This window comes from Actinomycetota bacterium (genome assembly GCA_019347575.1).
In the GTDB taxonomy this organism is placed as follows: Bacteria; Actinomycetota; Nitriliruptoria; order Nitriliruptorales; family Nitriliruptoraceae; genus JAHWKY01.
In genome coordinates this window covers 55,870-74,655 of record JAHWKY010000008.1, presented here as the reverse complement: position 1 = coordinate 74,655, position 18,786 = coordinate 55,870, and the positions used below count along the sequence as shown (strand labels likewise).

The following is an 18,786-nucleotide window of genomic DNA, read 5'->3' as shown; positions in this document are numbered from 1 at the left end:
AGTGGACCCATGACCGAGAACGCGCGGCAGATCAACGTCGCCATCGTGGGCGTCGGCAACTGCGCGAGCTCGCTCGTCCAGGGCGTGGAGTACTACAAGGACATCCACCCCGATGAGCAGATCCCCGGGCTGATGAACCCCGTGCTGGGCGGTTACCACGTGGGTGACGTCAGGTTCGTCGCCGCCTTCGACGTCGACGCCAAGAAGGTCGGTCGCGACCTGGCCGAGGCCATCGTCGCCCCGCCGAACAACACCATCCAGTTCGCCGAGGTCCCGCCGATCGGCGTGACCGTGCAGCGGGGGCGCACCCTCGACGGTCTGGGCCAGTACTACCGCGAGGTGATCGAGGAGGCTCCGGACGAGTCGGTCGACGTCGTCGGCGTCCTGAAGGCGTCGAAGGCGGACGTGCTCGTCTGCTACCTCCCGGTCGGTTCCGAGGAAGCGGCGAAGTACTACGCCCAGTGCGCCATCGACGCCGGCGTCGGCTTCGTCAACTGCCTCCCCGTCTTCATCGCGTCCGACCCCGAGTGGGCCGCCAGGTTCGAGCAGGCCGGCGTGCCGATCGTCGGCGACGACATCAAGAGCCAGGTCGGCGCGACCATCGTCCACCGCATCCTCGCCAAGCTGTTCGAGGATCGCGGTGTGCAGGTCGATCGCACCTACCAGCTCAACTTCGGCGGCAACATGGACTTCATGAACATGCTCGAACGCGAGCGCCTGACGTCCAAGAAGATCTCCAAGACCCAGTCGGTCACGAGCCAGCTCAGCTACGAGCTGCCCAAGGAGAACATCCACATCGGCCCGTCCGACCACGTGCCGTGGCTGTCGGACCGCAAGTGGGCCTACATCCGTCTGGAGGGCCGCGCCTTCGGTGACGTGCCGCTCAACGCCGAGCTCAAGCTCGAGGTGTGGGACTCCCCCAACTCGGCCGGCGTGGTGATCGACGCCCTGCGCATGGCCAAGATCGCCAAGGACCGCGGTCACGGTGGGCCGGTGTACTCCGCGTCGAGCTACTTCATGAAGAGCCCGCCGATCCAGTGGCGCGACGACGTCTGCCGCCGGGTCGTGCAGGAGTTCATCCGGGAGCCGATCGACGAGCGGGCGCGCGGGGCGGCGCTGCAGGCCGAGGCGGGGCGCTGATCCGCGCGGCTGCTGCCGTCGCGCTCCCTCGGTTCGCGCGTGATCGGGTCGTCCGTACCCTCCGTCGGCATGTCGCGTCTGACCTCGTCCCTCACCGTCGCCGTGCTCGTCCTCGTGGGCGGGGCGTGTGCTGACGACGGAGCGGAGCCCATGGCCGGGCCGTCGCCGACGGTTGCGATCACCGACCCGCCGTCCCCGTCTCCCTCGCCTTCTCCCTCGCCGAGCCCGACGCCGGATGCGCCCCCTGGGGCGACGACCGAGCACGCGTCGGCGGAGGCGCTCGCGGACGATCTGCTCGCGGCCGAGGCGGCCATCCGCGACCCCGAGACGCCGACCGACCGCCTGCGTGGGTGGGCGCACGTGCAGCAGGCGGCGTACCGGCAGCTCGCGCTGACTCCGCAGTGGCACGAGCTCGTCACCGCTCGGGTGCCCGTGGCGCTCGGGGACAGCTACGACGCGAACCTGCGTGCGACGGTCGAGCTGTTCGCGCTGACCGAGCCACGCGACGAGCTGCCGCCGTGGGAGATCGTCACGCCGCCACCGCCGGATGAACTGCGCAGCCACTACCTGGCGGCCGGGGAGGAGTTCGGCGTCGACTGGACCTACCTCGCGGCGATCCACCTCGTCGAGACGAGGATGGGCCGCATCCGCGGTGACTCGGTCGCGGGCGCTCGGGGACCGATGCAGTTCCTGCCCTCGACCTGGGAGGCGTACGGCGAGGGCGACATCACCGACCCGCGCGACGCGATCCGGGCCGCGGCCCGCTACCTCGTGGCGCACGGGGCGCCTGCGGACATGGCGGGCGCCCTGTGGGCCTACAACCACTCCGACCGCTACGTCGCGGCGATCGAGGCGTACGCGTCGGTGATGCAGGCCGAGCCGGTCACGTACGAGGCCTACTACCACTGGCAGGTGTACTACCGCCTGCGCAGCGGCGACACCATCCTCGAGGAGGGTTGGGACAACACCGCGTGACGGTCAGCGGGCGGCGTCCAGGAACGCCCCGATGGGCACGAGGTCGAACGGCGCCCCGCGCTGCACGATGAGGTGCTCCACCCCCGCTTCAGCGTAGGCCTGGACCACGCCAGGACCTTCGTCCGCCCTGATCAGGACGGTGCGTTCGATGGCGCGGGGATCGCGACCGACCTCGTCGCACCAGCGATCGACGACCGCGTTCTTCGCCGCGAAGTCGTCAGGCGGACCGAACGTGTTCCACAGATCCGCGTGCTGCGCGACCAGGCGCAGCATGACCCTCTCACCCTTGGCGCCGATCATGATGGGGAGGTCGCCGACCGGTGGCGGGTTGAGACGCTCCTTGCGGGCGGCGATCCGGTGCAGGCTCTCCTCCAGCGCACGGGCGCGCTGGCCGGGAGAACCGAACTCGTAGCCGTACTCCGCGTAGTCCTGCTCGAACCAGCCCGCGCCGATGCCGAGGATGACGCGCCCACCGGAGACGTGGTCCGCCGTCCTGGCGATGTCGGTGAGCAGGTCGGGGTTGCGGTAGCTGTTGCACGACACGAGGATCCCCAGGCGGGCGCGCTCGGTGTCCGCGGCGAAGGCGGTCAGCGTCGTCCAGCCCTCGAAGTGCGGCCCTTGCTGGTCGCCGTAGAGGGGGTAGAAGTGGTCCCACGTCCAGATGCTGTCGACACCCATCGCGTCGGAGCCGCGTGCGGCCTGCCGCAACGCGTCCATGGTCGTGTGCTGCGGGTGGAGCTGGACACCGATCTTCACGCCGTGCCTCCTGTCAGGAGGCGAACGTAGCGGTGCTGCGTCTAGCCCCAGCCAGCCCCGGGGACCCCTGGCGGGAACTCGCTCCCGGTGCAGTCGACCCCCTCGGCCGGCTCGCGGTGCCGGAACGAGCCGACGGTGTCGTCGACCCGGAGGTAGAAGCAGAAGTCGCCGCCGAGGGCGGCGAACGAGACGTACGGGACGGCGTCGTCGCCGTCCACCGAGATCTCGTTGGGATCGTCCGAAGCCGCCGGATCGTCGACGTAGGTGAACGCCGGCTGATCGGCGGTGTACTCCGCCGCGGTCGTGGCCAGTACGCCGGTTTCGCTCCGGATGCTCTCGACCACGGTCTCGGTGTTCCGGAGCGACGAGATGGCGGCGCTGCGCACCGCTCGATCGCGCTGCATGAGGAAGGTCGCGATGGCGATACCCGCGAGGACGCCGAGGATGACCACGACCACCAAGAGCTCGACCAGCGTGAAGCCATCCTGGCGCAGGCGACGTCTAGCCCAACTCACAGCGCACCCTCCACGGAACTCATCCCGATCGACGAAGGTACTAGTCGGCTACCCGAGCCGCCGCTGAAGCGCTGCGTGTCATCTTCCCTCACGCCCCGTGCTCGTCCCAGGGGTCGACCAGCTTGCAGGCGGTCCCACGTAGCTGATCGAGCAGGGGGGTGGCCAGGGCCGCAGCCACCGCGGCGTGCACGTCCTCGGGCCAGTGGATGCCATCGATGTTGAGCCGGTCGGTCGCCGAGAGCACGTGCGGCCACGAGGGTACGGTCGGGAAGCCGTGCCGCTGCGCGATCGCGAACTGGCGGGCCTCCGCCTGGGTGTGGCCGGGGTGACGGTGGGCGTAGAAGTCCGAGCGGTGGCTCGTGGGACCCATGACGACACCGGCTGCCCCGCGAACGAGTCCACGCAGCTGCAGCAGCAGCTGGTCGTAGAGCCGGTCGAAGACGCGGTCGGGCGTGCGCGGTCGGCGTCCCCGACTGACGCGGACGAACCAGGGGTAGGCGAGGTGCAGACCGCGCCGGAGCCCGCGACGGGCGCGGTCGGAGCGGACGTAGGGCACGACCGCGTCCAGCACCGCCGGCGTGCCGGCCGGGGCGTGGTCGAAGCTGCCGATGGCGACGACGAGCGCGTCGGCGCGCGCGAGGACATCGAACTGCGCGTGGCGGTCCTTGGTCACCCAGCGCCACGCCTCGCGGATGGTCAGCCCCGCGCGCGCGAGGGTCGTGACCTCGACCTCGCGCCCCAGCTCGGCCTCCAGCAGGCGCCGCAGGACGTTGGGGTACACGCCCGGGTGGTCGGGCAACTGCGGGCCCTCCGCGGTCGTGAAGGCGAGGCTGTCGCCGAACACGACCAGCCGGAGCGGATCGTCCGCCACGTCAACCTCCGGTCCGAAGGGGGGAGGGTGCCACCCCTCCACCAACGGCGCGGATGCGGCGTCGCCGGGACCGGCCGCGTACCCTGCGGCGCCGCCGTCTCCGGAGGCTCTCCCTCGTGCCGACCTGGGCCCGCAACGCGTCCTCCCAGCCCTTCCGACGCTGGTCCTGGCTGCTGCTGACCGCGGCCGCCTGGAACGTCTGGGTCTGGGGGACGCGCCTGTACAACCTCGCGACCGACGACGTGGAGCGGACCACCGGGTTCGTCGTCGTCCACGGGCTGCTGTTCACCGTGTCGCTGGTGTTCGCGGCCGCGATCGCGTGGGTCGGGTGGCGTCTGCGCTCCGTCGACGTCGCCGCTGATACCACCGGACCACGCGCGACGGTCGACGCGTGACCCGAACGCAGAAGCTGTCCGTCGGTTCGCTGGCGACCGCCCTCGTCCTCGTGGGCATCGGGGCGTTCACCCGCGGCTCGGGATCGGGCTTCGGCTGCCGCGACTCGTGGCCGCTGTGCGAGGACGGCGCACTCGGGGGCCTGCTGCCCCGGTGGGAGTTCCACATGGTCGTCGAGTGGACCCACCGCTGGGTCGCCGCGATCGTCATCGGACTGCTGATCGCGCTGGCCATCCACGCGCGACGACGCCACGCCGCGGAGCGACGGCTGTACGTGCCCGCCGCTATCGCCGTGATCGCCGTGCTGGTCCAGGCGGGGCTCGGGGCGGCGGTGGTCAAGACCGGCCTCGACGTCGACCTCGTCAGCGTCCACCTCGGCGTGGCGATGATCCTCATGGGGTTGCTGGCCGCCATCGCCGTCAACAGCTTCTTCATCGGCTCACGCGGTGAACCGGACGCCACCACCGCGTGGTCGCGGCTGCTGTGGGGCGGGGCCCTCGGCGTCTACGCCGTGATCGTGCTCGGCTCGCTGGTGCACAACCGCTACGTCCCGGGCTGGCCGATCACCGATGCCGGGCTGATCCCGACCGGCGCCGACACGACCACCCAGCTCCACGTCGGTCACCGCGCCGTCGTCGCCGTGGTCTTCGTCGCGCTCACCTACCTCGCGATGCGCGCGGGGCGCGCGGGGCGACCCCGCCCCGAGACCTCGCTCGTCCACACCGGCTTCGCCCTCTACACGGTCAACATCGGCCTCGGGGCGGCGCACGTGTTCACCGAGGTATCGGCGGCGGGCCTGATCGTCGCCCACCTCATGGTCGCGACCGCGTCCTGGGCGGCGCTCGTCGCCGCGGCCGTCCTGGCACGCCGCAACGGTGAGGTGGCGGCGTCGTCCGCTCCAGACCGGTCCCCGGTCGAGGTGCCGGCGTGACGGACCCTGTCTCCACCCCCGAGGCCGGCAACGCCGGCCCCTCCCCCCTCAAGGGGGGAGGCATGACCGACTCTGTCTCCACCCCCCAGGCCGGGGCGCCCACCAGGGAGCGGGGCGTGGTGACCCGCTACTGGGTTGGGCTGACCAAGCCGCGCATCATCGAGCTGCTGCTGGTGACGACGGTGCCCGCCATGGTCATCGCGGAGCAGGGATGGCCCGGGACGTGGCTGGTGCTCGCGACGCTGCTGGGCGGGACGTTGTCGGCGGCGAGCGCGAACGTGCTCAACAACGAACTCGACCGCGACATCGACCGCATGATGGACCGGACCCGCGGCCGGGCGACCGCCCGCGATCTGGTGTCGAGCCGCGCCACGGTCGCGTTCGGGGTCGTGTTGGGCGTGGCCGGGTTCGCGTGGCTGGCGCTGCTCGTCAACCTCCCGGCGGCGCTTTTGGCGACCTCGGCGATCCTGTTCTACGTCTTCGTGTACACGCTGGGGATGAAGCGCCGGACGTTCCAGGCGGTCGTCATCGGCGGGGCGGCAGGGTGCGTGCCGGTGCTGACCGGCTGGGTCGCGGTGCCCGGTGCGACCCTGGCTGCACCCGAGCCGTGGCTGCTGTTCGGCATCGTCTTCTACTGGACGCCGCCACACTTCTGGGCGCTGGCGATGCGCTACCGCGATGACTACGCCGCCGCAGGCCTGCCCATGCTCACCGTCACGCACGGCAACCGCGAAGCGACCCGCCACATCCTGCTCTACAGCTACCTGCTGCTGGCGATGGTGCTGCTGTACTGGGCCGGGGCGCAGGCCGGGCCCTGGTACGTCGTGCCCGCGCTCGCGCTCACCGCCGGGTGGCTCGTGCTCGCCCACCGCCTCCGTCGTGATCCTGACGTGAGGACCGCCATGCGACTGTTCCACTACTCGACGAGCTACCTCGCCCTCGTCTTCGGCGCCGCCACCCTCGACGCCCTCCTCTGAACGGTACCGGCGCCGTGCGCTGAGCGATCACGGTCGTCCGGTCGGGTCCGCTCGCGGCCAGGCCCAGTGCGCGGACGCAACCTGGTTCGAGACGACCTCGTGGAGGTTCTCATGGTTGCCCAGACCGAGGAGCGCGCAACGGCAGCGACGACGGTCGCCCCGCCCCGGGCCGGGCGGGACCTGGCGTACTGGGCGTACGGCCTGCTCCGGGCCGGCTTCGGGGTCGCCCCGATCCTGTTCGGCCTCGACAAGTTCTTCAACCTCATGGTCGAGTGGCAGTACTACCTGTGGGACGGCGTCGTCGACGCACTGCCCTGGACGGCGCAGGAGATCATGTACGGCGTCGGTGTGATCGAGATCGCGGCAGGCTTGCTGGTGCTGTTCGCGCCGCGGATCGGCGCCCCGCTCGTCGCCTTCTGGCTCGGCACGATCGTGGTGAACCTGGTCGTGCTCAGCTGGTTCGGCGATCCGGTCGAGCCGATCGGCCGGACCGAGTACTGGGACATCGCGTTGCGCGACTTCGGCTTGATGATCGGCGCGATCGCGCTGTCGCTGCTCGCCTGGCAGTACGCGGGGACACGCCCCCGCAGCTGACCTGACTTCGTCCCCCACTTCGCTCGGATATCCGATCGGATCGGGAGACGAAGTCGAGGCTCTCACGCAACGTAGCGGGAACCGAGTGTGCGGCGCGCCTCGGCGATGAAGCCGCAGAGCCGGTGGAGCGTTCCGGCCATGTCGCCGAGCTCGGCCGTAGACACGCGTTCCACGACCCAGCCATCGGCATGGGTCGCCTCGTCACGCGCCGCGTCACGCCGTCGGTCGTGGTCGATGCCGTGGTAGCGCTCGCTGTCCACCTCTGTCGCGGCGAGCAGATCGGGCCACGCGACGTCGAAGACGACCCGTCGACCCCTCCGCAACGTCACCGGGTAGTTGAGGACGTGCGGAGGGAACCCGATCGTCACCGATCAAGGCGACGTGCAGGTCGAGCTCGGGGACCGAAGCCGCGCGGAGGCAGTCGTCGTCGAGGATCTCGAGCACCGACTCCATGGTCCGCGCACCCCAGGCACGACCCATCTCGAGGTGGCAACGAGCCAGCTCCTCGGGGTCGGTCAGCTTGCGGCGGCAGGCGTCCACGGCCACGGGGAGGAGTCGGTCGTGAGGCAGGTACCGGGCGAGGTCACGGATCGTCCGAGCGGCCACGGTCACGCGATCCACCGCCCCCACCTTGACGACCTGCGCCTCCGGGAGCCACCGCGTGAGGTGGACGGTCACCCCATCGACGTGGCGTCGGGACTTCCTCGCTCGCAGGGACAGATCGATCGCCGTTGTCACACCGAAGTCCTCGAGACCCCAGAGTCGCGCGGCGGACCTGTGGCTCACCACCGCTGCAGGCGAGGCGATGAGCAGGGCCGCGTGGAGGTCCGACTCCCAGGTCGTCGGCGTGCCGGCGAACCGGAAGATCGCACGCCCCGGGTGGACCGGCACGATCACGCCCGTCGACGTGAGGTGGTGGAAGCGCGCCGGGATGACGCCTTCGGCGTACGCCTGCTGCCGGGTGAAACAGCCTCCGCGCTTGCGGGCTTCGTACCCGAGGCGCTCGAGGGCGGACCGGTGCTCGTCGTCGACCATGCCCGATTGTCACCGACGTGTGTCCGGGGCGGGCCGTCGGACTGGTCCGGGCCTGTGGACCGGCGGGCAGCGCAACTTCGTCACCCGGTTCGGCCGGATATCCGACCGAAGTGGGGGATGAAGTGGGCGGCCATGCGACGGGACGCGTGGGACGGGGCGCGGCAGCGAGGAGGGTCAGGCGGCGGTGAAGGTGCCCTCCATGCCCTGCTGGCGGTGGCCGGGGACATCGCAGTAGAAGACGTACTCCCCCGGGTCGAGGGTGATGGAGCCCTGGTCGGATTCGCCGCTGTTGACCTCGAGCTTCATCTGGCCCTCGAGTCCCTCGAGGACCAGGGTGTGGAAGGCGGCGCCCTCGTTGCTGACGGTCCAGGCGACCTCGCCGGCGGTCAACTCGCCCTGGGCGGGGTCGAACTCGAACTCGGTGGCGACGACCGCCGCCTCGCTGCCCTCGAGCGCACCCGCCACGATGTGGGGGGTGCGGTTGATGTTGAGCTCCTCGTCGGGAACCTCCCACACGCCCACGGCGACCGCCCCGCCCAGCAGGACCGGCACCACTCCCGCGGCCGTGATGACGCCCCGCTGGAGCCCGGTCAGACGGTCCTGCGAGGACGCCAGCGAGATGGCGAACAGCACACCGCCGGCGGCGACGAGCGCGAGCACCAGCGCCGACTCGCGCGTGTTCCACAGCAGGATCAGCGCGAACAGCCCGACGAGGATCGCGATGAACGCCAGGATCGCCAGCGGCATGACGATGGGGAGGAAGGCCCGGTTGCGGAAGTGCTTGTCCATGCGGTCGGTCTCCGTGGTCAGCCGGTGGTCGACGACGTCACAGGGGGGGCGGCAGCCTCACCGTGGTCAGCGCGGTCCTCGCGAGAGGCCCACTTGAAGAACAGGATGGTGATGATGGTCCACAGCAGCACGCCGCCGCCGAGCTTCATGATCAGGCCCGCCATCTGCATGTCGTGGAGCGCGGAGATGCCCCAGATGCGGGGGAAGGTCTCGTAGATGGCGTACAGCGGGGCCTCGCCGAAGGTAAGGAACGAGGCGGGGACCGTCGGCAGCAGCGTCTGGAGGAACAAGTAGCCCATCTGCCCCGGCAGCGAGAGCCGTGGGACGATGTGCGGCACGGGACTGAGCACCGGGAGCCACATCAGCAGCGCCGCCCCGACGAGCACCGCGTGGACACCGACGTGCAGCGACTCCGACCCCAGCGTCCACTCGATCAGCGCCGGCCAGTGCAGTGCGAGCAGCAGCGCGTTGAAGGTCGCCGCGGCGACGAGGGGCTGGCCCATCGCCCGCACCGAACGTCGGAGCCAGGCGGGGCGCAGGACGAGCTCGGCCATCCAGCGGGGCGTGCCCAACAGCAGCAGGGGCGGCACCGCGAACACCTCGATCAGGTGCTGGATCATGTGGGCCGAGAACAGGTAGCGCTCGCCGATGTCGTGCAACGGCGAGGCCGAGGCGAACCACAGCAGCGCGACGCCGAGCACGAACGCGAACCGCTGACCGGAGGTGATCGGGGGGTCGGACGGGCGCGGGTGGAACAGCCGGCCGTAGCGGCGGATGGCGCCGAAGTACAGCCCGAGCAACCCCAGGCAGAGCAGCCACGCTTCCGGGTGGAGGTGCCAGGCCAGCGGATCAGTCAATGCCTCCCCCCTTGAGAGGGGGGAGGGGCCGGCGTTGCCGGCCTGGGGGGTGAGGCTCGATCAGTCCATGCCTCCCCCCTTGAGAGGGGGGAGGGGCCGGCGTTGCCGGCCTGGGGGGTGAGGCTCGATCAGTCATGCCGTGCTCAGGTCGTGCCGGGCGGCGTGACGTTGGTGAACATCGCCAACACCGCCCCGTAGACCGCCGCCGCCAGGATCAGCCCCGCCAGCATGAGCCGCCGGAACAGCCGGGAGTCGAACTTGAGGTGCATGTAGAACGCCACGACCGACCCGAACTTGATCACCATCAGGATCAGCATGGACGTCACGCGGACCGCATCGGCCAGCGCGATGTAGAACAGGCTCACCTCGAGCGCGGTCAGCACCGCGAGCACGATGCCGATGCGGACGTACTCCCCGGGCGTGGGGTGGTGGACCTCTTCGGGCTCGATCCCGGTGTCAGCGGCAGCGTCGGTGGTGGTCGCCACGGTCTCCTCCTCGACTCAGCCCGCAGGGATGAGGTAGACGACGGTGAAGATGATGATCCAGATGATGTCGACGAAGTGCCAGTAGAGGCCGATCATCTCGGTCTTGATGTGCTGGTCGGGCTTGACCCGATCGAGCTTGGTCAGCCCGGCGAGGCTGAGCAGCATCAGGATCCCGACCGTCACGTGCGCCCCGTGGAACCCGGTCAGGGCGAAGAACGCGGACGAGAAGGGGCTGGTCGTGAACGCCATCCCCTCCTTGACGAAGGTCGTGAACTCGAACACCTGCCCGCCGATGAAGACCATGCCCTGAAACGCGGTCGCCAGGACCCACAACCGCATGCGGCGCATGTCGCCGCGCACGTGCGCGGAGTGGGCGAGCACCATCGTCACCGAGCTCATCAGCAGCACGAACGAGCTGACCGAGGTGAACGGGATGTCGAAGAGCTCGACGCCGGGACCCTCGTTGACGTCGTTCTGGTAGAGCAGGAACGAGGAGATGAACGCGCCGAAGAACAGGAACTCCGACCCGAGGAAGGCCCAGATCGCGACCTTGCGGTGGTCGAGACCCAGTGACGTCTCGTGTGCCGCCGTGGACACGGGGCGCTCCTTCCGTCGCGGTTCCGCCGGTGTGGCGGTCTACTCGTCGCCCTCGGCGACCGGCTCGAGCTGCCAGCCGTACACGCCGGTCAGCAGCAGGACCAGGCCGATCACGGCCCAGATGATGCTCTTGTAGATCACGCCGTAGCCGATGAACGGCAGACCGGCGGACAGCACGAGCGGCCAGTAGCTCGGGTCGGGCATGTGGATGTGTTCCTCGTGCTCGCCGTGTTCCGCGGCGTGGTCCTCCGACGCCCCGGCGGGCACCGGGACAGCGCGCCCCGCATCGTCCTCGGCGTACTTGCGGTGCCAGAACTCGTCGCGGTGGGTGACCGTGGGGATCACGTCGAAGTTGTGCTCCGGCACCGGGGTGGGCGTGAGCCACTCGAGCGTGCGCGCGTCCCAGGGGTCGTGCGGGGCGATCTCGTCGCTGCGGTAGGTCTTCCATGCGTTCCATATGAAGACCACGACGGACACGACGATGATCAGGGAACCGAGGGTCGAGACCTGGTTCCAGCGCTCGACCGAGCTGCCCAGCTCCTCGCCGTAGACGTAGGTGCGGCGTGGCTGGCCGAGCAGCCCAGCGATGTGCATCGGACCGAAGGCGAGGTTGAAGCCCACGAACCAGAGCCAGAAGTGGATCTTGCCGAGGCGCTCGTCGAGCATCTTGCCGAACAGCTTGGGCCACCAGAAGTACATGCCGCCCATGATCCCGAACAGCGCCCCGCCGAACAGCACGTAGTGGAAGTGGGCGACCACGAAGTAGGTGTCGGTCTGCTGGGCGTCGTGGGGGACGATCGCGTGCATGACGCCCGAGAGGCCACCGATGGTGAACATCGCCACGAAGCCGATCGCGAACAGCATGGGCGTCGTGAAGCGGATCTTGCCGCCCCACATCGTGAAGACCCAGTTGAAGATCTTGATCCCGGTCGGGACCGCGATGAACATCGTCGACAGCGCGAACGCGGAGTTGGCGACCGGCCCGAGCCCGACGGCGAACATGTGGTGGGCCCACACGCCCCAGCCCATGAAGCCGATGGCGGCGCCGGCGAACACGACGGCCGCGTAGCCGAACAGCGGCTTGCGGCTGAACACCGGCAGGATCTCCGACACCATCCCCATCGCCGGCAGGATCAGGATGTAGACCTCGGGATGGCCGAAGAGCCAGAACAGGTGCTGCCACAGCACCGGGTCCCCGCCGGTGGCGGCCTGGAAGAAGCTCGTGAAGAACACCTTGTCGAAGGTGAGTTGGAACAGCGCGACCGCGATGACCGGCATCGCGAACAGCAGCAGAAAGTTGACGACCAGCGACATCCAGATGAACACCGGCAGGCGCATCATCGTCAGCCCGGGCGCGCGCATGTTCAGGATCGTCGTGATGAAGTTCACCGACGCGGCTAGCGACGAGATGCCCAGGATCTGCAGCCCGACCCCGTAGTACGCCATGTTGAGGCCCGAGGTGGACGTGGACAGCGGGGCGTACCCGAACCAGCCACCGTTGGGCGCGCCGCCGAAGATGAACGAGCTGTACAGGAACAGACCGCCGAACAGGAACGCCCAGTAGCTGAACGCGTTCAGGCGCGGGAAGGCGACGTCGCGCGCCCCGATCTGCAGCGGGATCAGGAAGTTGAAGAACGCTGCCGCCATGGGCATCACCACCAGGAAGATCATGGTGATGCCGTGCATGGTGAAGAATTGGTTGTAGACCTCGGCGGAGAGCACCGACGCGTCGGCCTCGGCGAGCTGGAGGCGGATGAACACCGCTTCGAGACCGCCGATCAGGAAGAACGCGAAGGCGGTGAAGCCGTACATCTTCCCGATCTTCTTGTGGTCGACCGTGGTCAACCAGCTGCCCCACCCCTTGGTGGCGAGGGGTCGGCGGAAGACGGAGCCGCTCGGCGCGACGGACGAACTGGCCATCGGTTGCGCTCCTCTACGTCAGGCTGAGCAGGTAGGCGACCAGGGCACGGATCTCGTCGGGCTTCAGCCCCAGGTCGGGCATGCCGAGCGAGGGCCGCTCGTCCGGGGTCATGGGCTTCATCGCCGGCGGGTCCTCGAGCCACTCGGCGAGGTTGTCCTCGTTGACCTCGAAGATGGCGCCGGCGAACTCCTCGCGGGTCGCGAAGTGGGTCAGGTCGGGCCCGACGTTGCCCGTGGCACGGGTGCCGTCCACCTCGACGCCCCGCACGGCGTGGCAGCCCACGCACGCCCCACCGAAGAAGAGCTGCTCTCCCTCCGCTTCGAGCGTTCCCTCGTCGGGCCGTGGCGCGTCCGCGGCCTGCTCCTCGAGCCACTGGTCGAACTCGTCGGGCGGCACCGCGATCACGCGCAGGCGCATGTTGGCGTGGCTGAGACCACAGTACTCGGCGCACTGGCCCAGGTAGCGGCCCTCGGTGTCGGCCTGGATGTTGAGGGTCGTGATGCGGCCGGGGATCACGTCCTGCTTCCCCGCGAGGGCGGGGACCCAGAAGCTGTGGATCACGCCGACATCGGGCTGGTCGGCTTCCTCGGCCGTCATGACCAGGCGCACCGGGCGGCCGACGGGGATGACCATCTCGTTCGCGGTCTCGACGCCGGCCTCGGGGTACTGGTACTCCCACCACCAGCGGTGGCCGAACACCTCGATGGTCACGGCTCCATCGGGCTCCTCGGACAGCTCGAAGATGGACTGGACGGTCGGGACGGCGATGCCCGCCAGGATGAGCGCCGGGATGACGGTCCACAGGATCTCGAGCTTGGTGTTGCCGTGGGTCTGCACCGGCAGCGTCTCGTCATCCCCGCGGTCGCGGAACTTCAGGACCGCGACGATGATCAGGCCCTGGACGAGCACGAAAACCCCGACGGCGATCCAGAAGACCACTCGGAACAGGTCGTCGGGGCGCTCCGCGAACGGTCCCTGCGGGTCGAGTGCCGTCTGCTCGCCGGAGCAGGCGCTGAGGGCGGCGACCGCGGCGAGTGGGAGCAGCCACCGGGCACGGCACCGCCACGTGCGTGGGTCGCCCAACGTCACGTCTCCTTGTCCGCCACCCGAGATCCGAGCAAGGGGATGCGGAGGCTAGCGGAGCACCCTGCCACGTTCGGAACCGTCTCCACCCACGCCCGCGACTACGGCTCCCACCGGAACCAGCGCCCCGCCGCGAGCGCCGCGGCGACGCCCCAGGCGACGACGGTGAGCAGGGGGGTGACCGCCAGGACGCCATCGACCGCGTCGCGCAGGGCGATGCCCAGCGCCCCGGACGGCAGTGCCAGTCCCACCACCTCCAGCGGGCGCGGCAGGGTCTCGGACTCGAACGCGAGGCCGCTGACCAGCAGCAGAGCGAGGTAGAGCGTATTCGCGACCGCGAGCGTGGCCTCGGCACGCAAGGTGCCGGCGATCAGCAGACCGATGGCGCTGAAGGTGAACGTGCCGACGACCAGCGCGAGCGTGATCCAGGCGACGGCGCCGACCGACGCCGACCATCCGAGGCCGGCGACCGCGATCGCGACGATGAGCAGTGTCTGGACGGCCAGCACGGCGAGCGCGGACAGTGCCTTGCCGGCGACGAGGCCCCACCGTGGAAGGGGGGTCCCACCGAGCCGCTTGAGGACGAGGTACTTGCGCTCGAACGCGGTCTGTATGGCGAGGGCGACCAACCCGGTGGACATGACCGAGATGGCCAGGACGCCCGGGACCAGGAAGTCGACCGGCTCGAGATCGCCCGTCGGCAGCACGTCGACGCGGGAGAAGAACACGAGCAGACCGAGCGGGATCCCCAGCGTCACGAGCAGGCTCTCGCCCGACCGCAGCAGCAGCGCGAGCTCCATCCGCGCCTGGGCCACGACCGCGCCCCGTACCGGCGTGTGGCGATCGCCGCGCGCGACCCCGGCGCGTCGCTCGGAGGTCACGGGCTCGGCGGTGACGTGGTCGGCACTCAACGTCGCCCCGTCCCGGTGCTCGATCGCCCCGCCTCCTCCTCGGCGGTGAGACGCAGGAACACCTCCTCGAGACTGCGCTTGCCGGCCTGCAGCTCGCCGAGCGGTTCGTCGTGATCGAGCAGCCACGTCGCGAGCTGCGCGACGACCTTCGGTGTGGCGACGACGCGGATCAGGTAGCGGCCGGGGCGCTCCTCCTCGACGGCGGCTCCGACCGCCGCGCCGATCGCGGCGACGTCGAGACCGCGACGGGCCGTGAACCGGATCTCGGCTGGGGCGTCACCGTGGGTGAGCTCGTCCGGTGTCCCGAGCGCGATCAACCGACCCCGGTCGATGATCGCGACCCGATCGGCCAGCTCCTCGGCCTCGTCCAGCAGGTGGGTCGTCAGGACGATCGTGACGCCTCGCGCCTTGAGCTCACGGATGTGCTGCCACGTCTGGCGACGGGCGGCCGGATCGAGCCCGGCGGTGGGCTCGTCGAGGAACACCACCTCCGGATCGCCCACGAGCGCGAGCGCCAGAGACAGCCGCTGCTTCTGGCCCCCCGAGAGGTCGCGGAAGCGGGTCCCGCTCGCGTCGTCGAGCCCGACCTGCGTCAGCAGCGCCGCGGGTTCGCGCGGCCGGTCGTAGAACGCCGCGAACAGCTGGAGGACCTCCAGCGGCCGCGCGGTCGGGTAGACGCCGCCCTCCTGGAGCATCAGCCCCACCCGGGGTCGCAGCCGCGTCGCGTCGCGGACCGGGTCGAGCCCGAGCACCTGCACCACGCCGGCGTCGGGCCGCCGGTAGCCCTCGCAGCACTCGATGGTCGTGGTCTTCCCCGCCCCGTTGGGCCCGAGCAAGGCGAACGTTTCACCCGTCCGGACCGACAGGTCCAGCCCGTCGACGGCGGTCGTGGCGCCGTAGCGCTTCACGAGACCGGCGACCACGATGGCAGGGGTCGTCACGACAGCGATGACCTCGATCGGGGCGGAAGCCCGAGCGTACCGACGCGTGCACCTGGCGGTCGCGGCTCACACGCCGACGTCGCGGCGGTCGAAGCCCCAGATCGCCACGACCGTGGCGACCGCGACGATGGCGGTGAGGACGAGCGATCCACCCGCGTCGAAGCCGTCGCGGATCGGGTCGGCCGCGAGCGCGTGGTGCCACGGCGACAACCACACGACGTCCTCGATGACGTCGACCATCGGGGCGAGGCCGTACAGGAGCCACCCCGCGAACGCGACGACCGCAGCCGCCCCGGTCGCGGCACCCTTGCTCCCGCTCCCCGCACCGACCGCCAGTGCCACCGCTGCGTGCGCCAGACCGAGCAGGAGAGTGCTGACGAGCGCGGCGACCACGTCACCGGCAGGTAGGCCGAGGTCGACCGGGAGTCCGCCCACCACGATCGTGACCCAGCTGGCCGCACAGATGACGATCGCCGCGACCGCGAGCGCGAGACCACGTTGGAGCACCACGCGACGACGCGTGATCGGCTCGGAGAGCAGCAGCTCGAGCTTGCCGTCGCGCTCGTCGCCGGCGATCGCGTTCGTGGCGCGGCCGATGAGGTAGATCAGCAGCAGCACCGGCAGCGAGGTCGAGAACAGGCGCGCCCCGAGGTACCCGGCCGGAGAGGTGATCTCCTCACCGACGATGGCACGCATGAACTCGGGCAGGTCCTCGACGAACGACGAGAGCTCGGGGCTGTCACGGATCGCCGGGTAGGTCGCAACGATGATCATGATCAGCGCGACGGCTCCCAGCGTCCAGCCGATCAGCGCGCGGCGCTGGTCGGCGAACCAGCGTGTGGCGATGGAGAGATCAGACACGGCCCCGCTCCTCGCTGGGGCTCCGACCGCGCGTGTAGTAGGTGAGGAAGATCTCCTCGAGGGCTGCCTCGTCGCTGACGAAGGTCTCGACGCGGTACCTCGCGGCGAGCTTGATCACCGCGTCCGGTGATCCCTCCACGACCAGGTGCAGCGTCCCGTCCTCCGCGGTGGCCTCGCGCACGGCCTCGAGCCGGGCGAACTCGTCGAGCGGAGGCGGACGGTCGAAGCGGATGTGCATGCGCACCAGCGAGCGACCCTTGAGCGTGGCGACGTCATCGACGAGCAGCAACCGGCCCTCGCGGATGATCGCGACGCGGTCGGCGACGCGTTCGACCTCGGACAGCACGTGCGAGCTGAAGAACACGCTCCGGCCGTCGTCGCGGACCTCGCGCACGAGATCGAGCAGCTCACGCTGCACGAGCGGGTCCAGGCTGCTGGAAGGCTCGTCGAGGACGAGCAGGTCGGACCGCGACGCGAACGCCTGCACGATCCCGACCTTCTGACGGTTGCCGCGACTGAGGTCTCCCAATGGCCGGGTCGGATCGAGACCGAGGCGGTCGGCGAGCTCGTCGGCGTGACCGCGGTCGAGCCCACCCCGGAGGCGGCCGTGGAAGGCCAGCAGCTCGTGGGTCGTCCAGCGCTCCGGGAGCGCGAGATCACCGGGGAGGTAGCCGGTCCGGGCCCGCACCTCGAGCGCATCGACGCGGGTGTCGCGACCGAGGACCTCGGCTCGTCCGCGGGTGGGACGGAGCAGGTCGAGCAGCAGCCGCGTCGTCGTGGTCTTCCCCGCCCCGTTGGGCCCCAGGAAACCCATGACCTCGCCGGTACGGACCTCGAGATCGAGCCCGTCGAGCGCCACGACCTCGCCGAACTGCTTGGTCAGGCCCTCGGTACGGATCGCCGCTGTCACGTCGCTCCTGTCGGGTGCTGACCTACGCTCCAGCGAACGCCAGCCAGGAGCGTACGGGGATGGAGCCGGTCACCGAGGGTCCAGGCCAGGGCGGACGGTTGCGCCCCGACCTCCGCACCGCCGTCACCATCGGCCTGGGGGTGGTGCTCGGGCTGCTGCTGACCGACCTCTTCCGCAACATCGTGGGGCGGCTGCACACGATCCTCGTGATCCTGCTGATCAGCCTGTTCCTCAGCTTCGCGATGGAGCCTGCGGTGCAGTACCTGGCGCGCCGGGGGATGCGGCGGGGGTTCGGCACGTTCGTCGTCTTCCTCGTGTCGTTCCTCCTGGCGGTCGGGTTCATCGCCGCGATGCTCCCGCTCGTCATCGACCAGATCACCACGCTGGTCGACCAGGGCCCCGAGCTCGTGCGTGGCCTCAGCGAGCAGGCGGCGCGGCTCCCCGGGATCGGTGAGTCGCTGTCGGCGTGGCTCGACGACGCCACGACCGACCTGCCCGACCGGCTTCCGGACGTCGCGGGACAGGTCACGGGTGGGTTGCTCGGCATCGGCGGGACGCTGCTGGGCGGACTCGTCCAGCTGCTCACCATCGGACTGGTGACCTTCTACCTCGTGGCCGACGGGCCGCGGGTACGTCGGGCTCTGGTGAGTCGCCTCCGGCCGGAAGAGCAGCGCGAGTTCCTCACCATGTGGGAGCTCGCCGTCGCCAAGACCGGTGGGTACGTCTACAGCCGCGTGGTGACCGCGATCGTCTCGGCGCTGTTCCACGCCGTCGTGTTCACCCTCGTCGGCCTCGAGTACGCCATCGCCCTGGGCGTCTGGGTCGGCGTCGTATCGAGCGTCATCCCGGTCGTGGGCACCTACCTCGCCGGCTTCCTCCCACTGCTGATCGCCCTCGCCGGCGAGCAACCTGCGGACGCGATCTGGGTCGTAGCGGCGATCGTCGTGTACCAGCAGGTCGAGAACTACTACGTCGCCCCGAAGATCACCGCACGCACGATGGAGCTGCACCCCGCCGTCGCGTTCATCTCGGTACTCGCCGGCGCCGCGCTGCTCGGGGCGGTCGGGGCGCTGCTCGCACTGCCGGTCGCCGCCATCGTCACCGCGCTCGCGAGCACCATCGGGGAGCGCCACGAGATCGTCGAGCACGAGCTCATCAAGGAGCTCGACCCGTTGGGCAAGACCGACTACATCCGCACGTACGGCCGCGACCCGGAGCGTCCCGGCGACGAAGGTGCGTAGGCG

General features: G+C 70.0%; 21 protein-coding genes. 7 read left to right on the top strand and 14 right to left on the bottom strand.

Annotation, left to right across the window (positions count from 1 at the left end; all coding sequences use genetic code 11):
- Positions 1–9 precede the first annotated feature (9 nt).
- Together KY469_07140 and KY469_07135 are read left to right on the top strand one after the other, a co-directional pair.
- On the top strand, positions 10–1,140 hold the full coding sequence (locus KY469_07140; GenBank protein ID MBW3662859.1) for an inositol-3-phosphate synthase: 1,131 nt from the start codon (positions 10–12) through the stop codon (positions 1,138–1,140).
- A 150-nt stretch (positions 1,141–1,290) separates the two neighbouring features.
- The gene (locus tag KY469_07135) at positions 1,291–2,115 is read left to right on the top strand and encodes a lytic transglycosylase domain-containing protein (protein ID MBW3662858.1); all 825 of its coding nucleotides are present in this window, start codon (positions 1,291–1,293) and stop codon (positions 2,113–2,115) included.
- A gap of 3 nt (positions 2,116–2,118) precedes the next feature.
- Here the strand turns inward: KY469_07135 and KY469_07130 are convergent, their stop codons facing one another.
- The 3 genes from KY469_07130 to KY469_07120 form a co-directional block, all read right to left on the bottom strand.
- Positions 2,119–2,832 carry an LLM class F420-dependent oxidoreductase gene (locus KY469_07130; protein MBW3662857.1) on the bottom strand — a complete coding sequence of 238 codons (714 nt, stop codon included), beginning with the start codon at positions 2,830–2,832 and terminating at the stop codon, positions 2,119–2,121.
- A gap of 80 nt (positions 2,833–2,912) precedes the next feature.
- Positions 2,913–3,386, bottom strand: a complete 474-nt coding sequence (locus tag KY469_07125) for a prepilin-type N-terminal cleavage/methylation domain-containing protein (protein MBW3662856.1) — start codon at positions 3,384–3,386, stop codon at positions 2,913–2,915.
- Positions 3,387–3,474: 88 nt separating this feature from the next.
- A complete protein-coding gene (locus tag KY469_07120) occupies positions 3,475–4,257 on the bottom strand; it encodes a hypothetical protein (protein ID MBW3662855.1) in 783 nt (260 codons plus the stop codon).
- 116 nt (positions 4,258–4,373) lie between these two features.
- Here KY469_07120 and KY469_07115 point away from each other — a divergent pair, with 116 nt between their 5' ends.
- From KY469_07115 to KY469_07100, 4 genes are all read left to right on the top strand, one after another.
- The gene (locus KY469_07115; protein ID MBW3662854.1) at positions 4,374–4,652 is read left to right on the top strand and encodes a hypothetical protein; all 279 of its coding nucleotides are present in this window, start codon (positions 4,374–4,376) and stop codon (positions 4,650–4,652) included.
- Positions 4,649–5,581, top strand: coding sequence for a COX15/CtaA family protein (locus KY469_07110; GenBank protein ID MBW3662853.1), 933 nt, complete (start codon positions 4,649–4,651; stop codon positions 5,579–5,581). Before KY469_07115 ends, KY469_07110 begins: the two co-directional genes overlap by 4 nt.
- A 62-nt stretch (positions 5,582–5,643) precedes the next feature.
- Positions 5,644–6,558: a heme o synthase gene (locus KY469_07105; GenBank protein MBW3662852.1), complete on the top strand. Its 915-nt coding sequence runs from the start codon at positions 5,644–5,646 to the stop codon at positions 6,556–6,558.
- 180 nt (positions 6,559–6,738) lie between these two features.
- On the top strand, positions 6,739–7,152 hold the full coding sequence (locus KY469_07100) for a hypothetical protein (protein ID MBW3662851.1): 414 nt from the start codon (positions 6,739–6,741) through the stop codon (positions 7,150–7,152).
- A 213-nt stretch (positions 7,153–7,365) separates the two neighbouring features.
- Here KY469_07100 and KY469_07095 read toward each other — a convergent pair whose 3' ends face one another.
- The 11 genes from KY469_07095 to KY469_07045 all read right to left on the bottom strand — a co-directional run bounded on the left by KY469_07095 (position 7,366) and on the right by KY469_07045 (position 17,542).
- Complete coding sequence (locus KY469_07095) at positions 7,366–8,187, bottom strand: type IV toxin-antitoxin system AbiEi family antitoxin domain-containing protein (protein ID MBW3662850.1); 822 nt, start codon at positions 8,185–8,187, stop codon at positions 7,366–7,368.
- Positions 8,188–8,361: 174 nt separating this feature from the next.
- Positions 8,362–8,976: a hypothetical protein gene (locus KY469_07090; GenBank protein MBW3662849.1), complete on the bottom strand. Its 615-nt coding sequence runs from the start codon at positions 8,974–8,976 to the stop codon at positions 8,362–8,364.
- Between the two features lie 17 nt (positions 8,977–8,993).
- On the bottom strand, positions 8,994–9,833 hold the full coding sequence (locus tag KY469_07085) for a cytochrome c oxidase assembly protein (protein MBW3662848.1): 840 nt from the start codon (positions 9,831–9,833) through the stop codon (positions 8,994–8,996).
- Positions 9,834–9,976: 143 nt separating this feature from the next.
- Entirely contained in the window at positions 9,977–10,318 is a 342-nt protein-coding gene (locus tag KY469_07080; GenBank protein MBW3662847.1) for a cytochrome C oxidase subunit IV family protein, read from the bottom strand.
- Positions 10,319–10,333: 15 nt separating this feature from the next.
- Positions 10,334–10,915, bottom strand: a complete 582-nt coding sequence (locus tag KY469_07075) for a cytochrome c oxidase subunit 3 (GenBank protein MBW3662846.1) — start codon at positions 10,913–10,915, stop codon at positions 10,334–10,336.
- Between the two features lie 39 nt (positions 10,916–10,954).
- Positions 10,955–12,835 carry a cytochrome c oxidase subunit I gene (gene ctaD / locus KY469_07070; GenBank protein ID MBW3662845.1) on the bottom strand — a complete coding sequence of 627 codons (1,881 nt, stop codon included), beginning with the start codon at positions 12,833–12,835 and terminating at the stop codon, positions 10,955–10,957.
- Between the two features lie 13 nt (positions 12,836–12,848).
- Complete coding sequence (gene coxB, locus KY469_07065; GenBank protein MBW3662844.1) at positions 12,849–13,919, bottom strand: cytochrome c oxidase subunit II; 1,071 nt, start codon at positions 13,917–13,919, stop codon at positions 12,849–12,851.
- Positions 13,920–14,020: 101 nt separating this feature from the next.
- Positions 14,021–14,719, bottom strand: coding sequence for an ABC transporter permease (locus KY469_07060; GenBank protein MBW3662843.1), 699 nt, complete (start codon positions 14,717–14,719; stop codon positions 14,021–14,023).
- 107 nt (positions 14,720–14,826) lie between these two features.
- Positions 14,827–15,780 carry an ABC transporter ATP-binding protein gene (locus KY469_07055; protein ID MBW3662842.1) on the bottom strand — a complete coding sequence of 318 codons (954 nt, stop codon included), beginning with the start codon at positions 15,778–15,780 and terminating at the stop codon, positions 14,827–14,829.
- A 57-nt stretch (positions 15,781–15,837) separates the two neighbouring features.
- Positions 15,838–16,632, bottom strand: a complete 795-nt coding sequence (locus tag KY469_07050) for an ABC transporter permease (GenBank protein ID MBW3662841.1) — start codon at positions 16,630–16,632, stop codon at positions 15,838–15,840.
- Positions 16,625–17,542 carry an ABC transporter ATP-binding protein gene (locus KY469_07045; protein MBW3662840.1) on the bottom strand — a complete coding sequence of 306 codons (918 nt, stop codon included), beginning with the start codon at positions 17,540–17,542 and terminating at the stop codon, positions 16,625–16,627. Before KY469_07045 ends, KY469_07050 begins: the two co-directional genes overlap by 8 nt.
- A 59-nt stretch (positions 17,543–17,601) precedes the next feature.
- On the opposite strand from KY469_07045, the gene KY469_07040 reads away from it, so the two are divergent.
- Positions 17,602–18,783, top strand: coding sequence for an AI-2E family transporter (locus tag KY469_07040; protein MBW3662839.1), 1,182 nt, complete (start codon positions 17,602–17,604; stop codon positions 18,781–18,783).
- Positions 18,784–18,786: the final 3 nt, after the last annotated feature.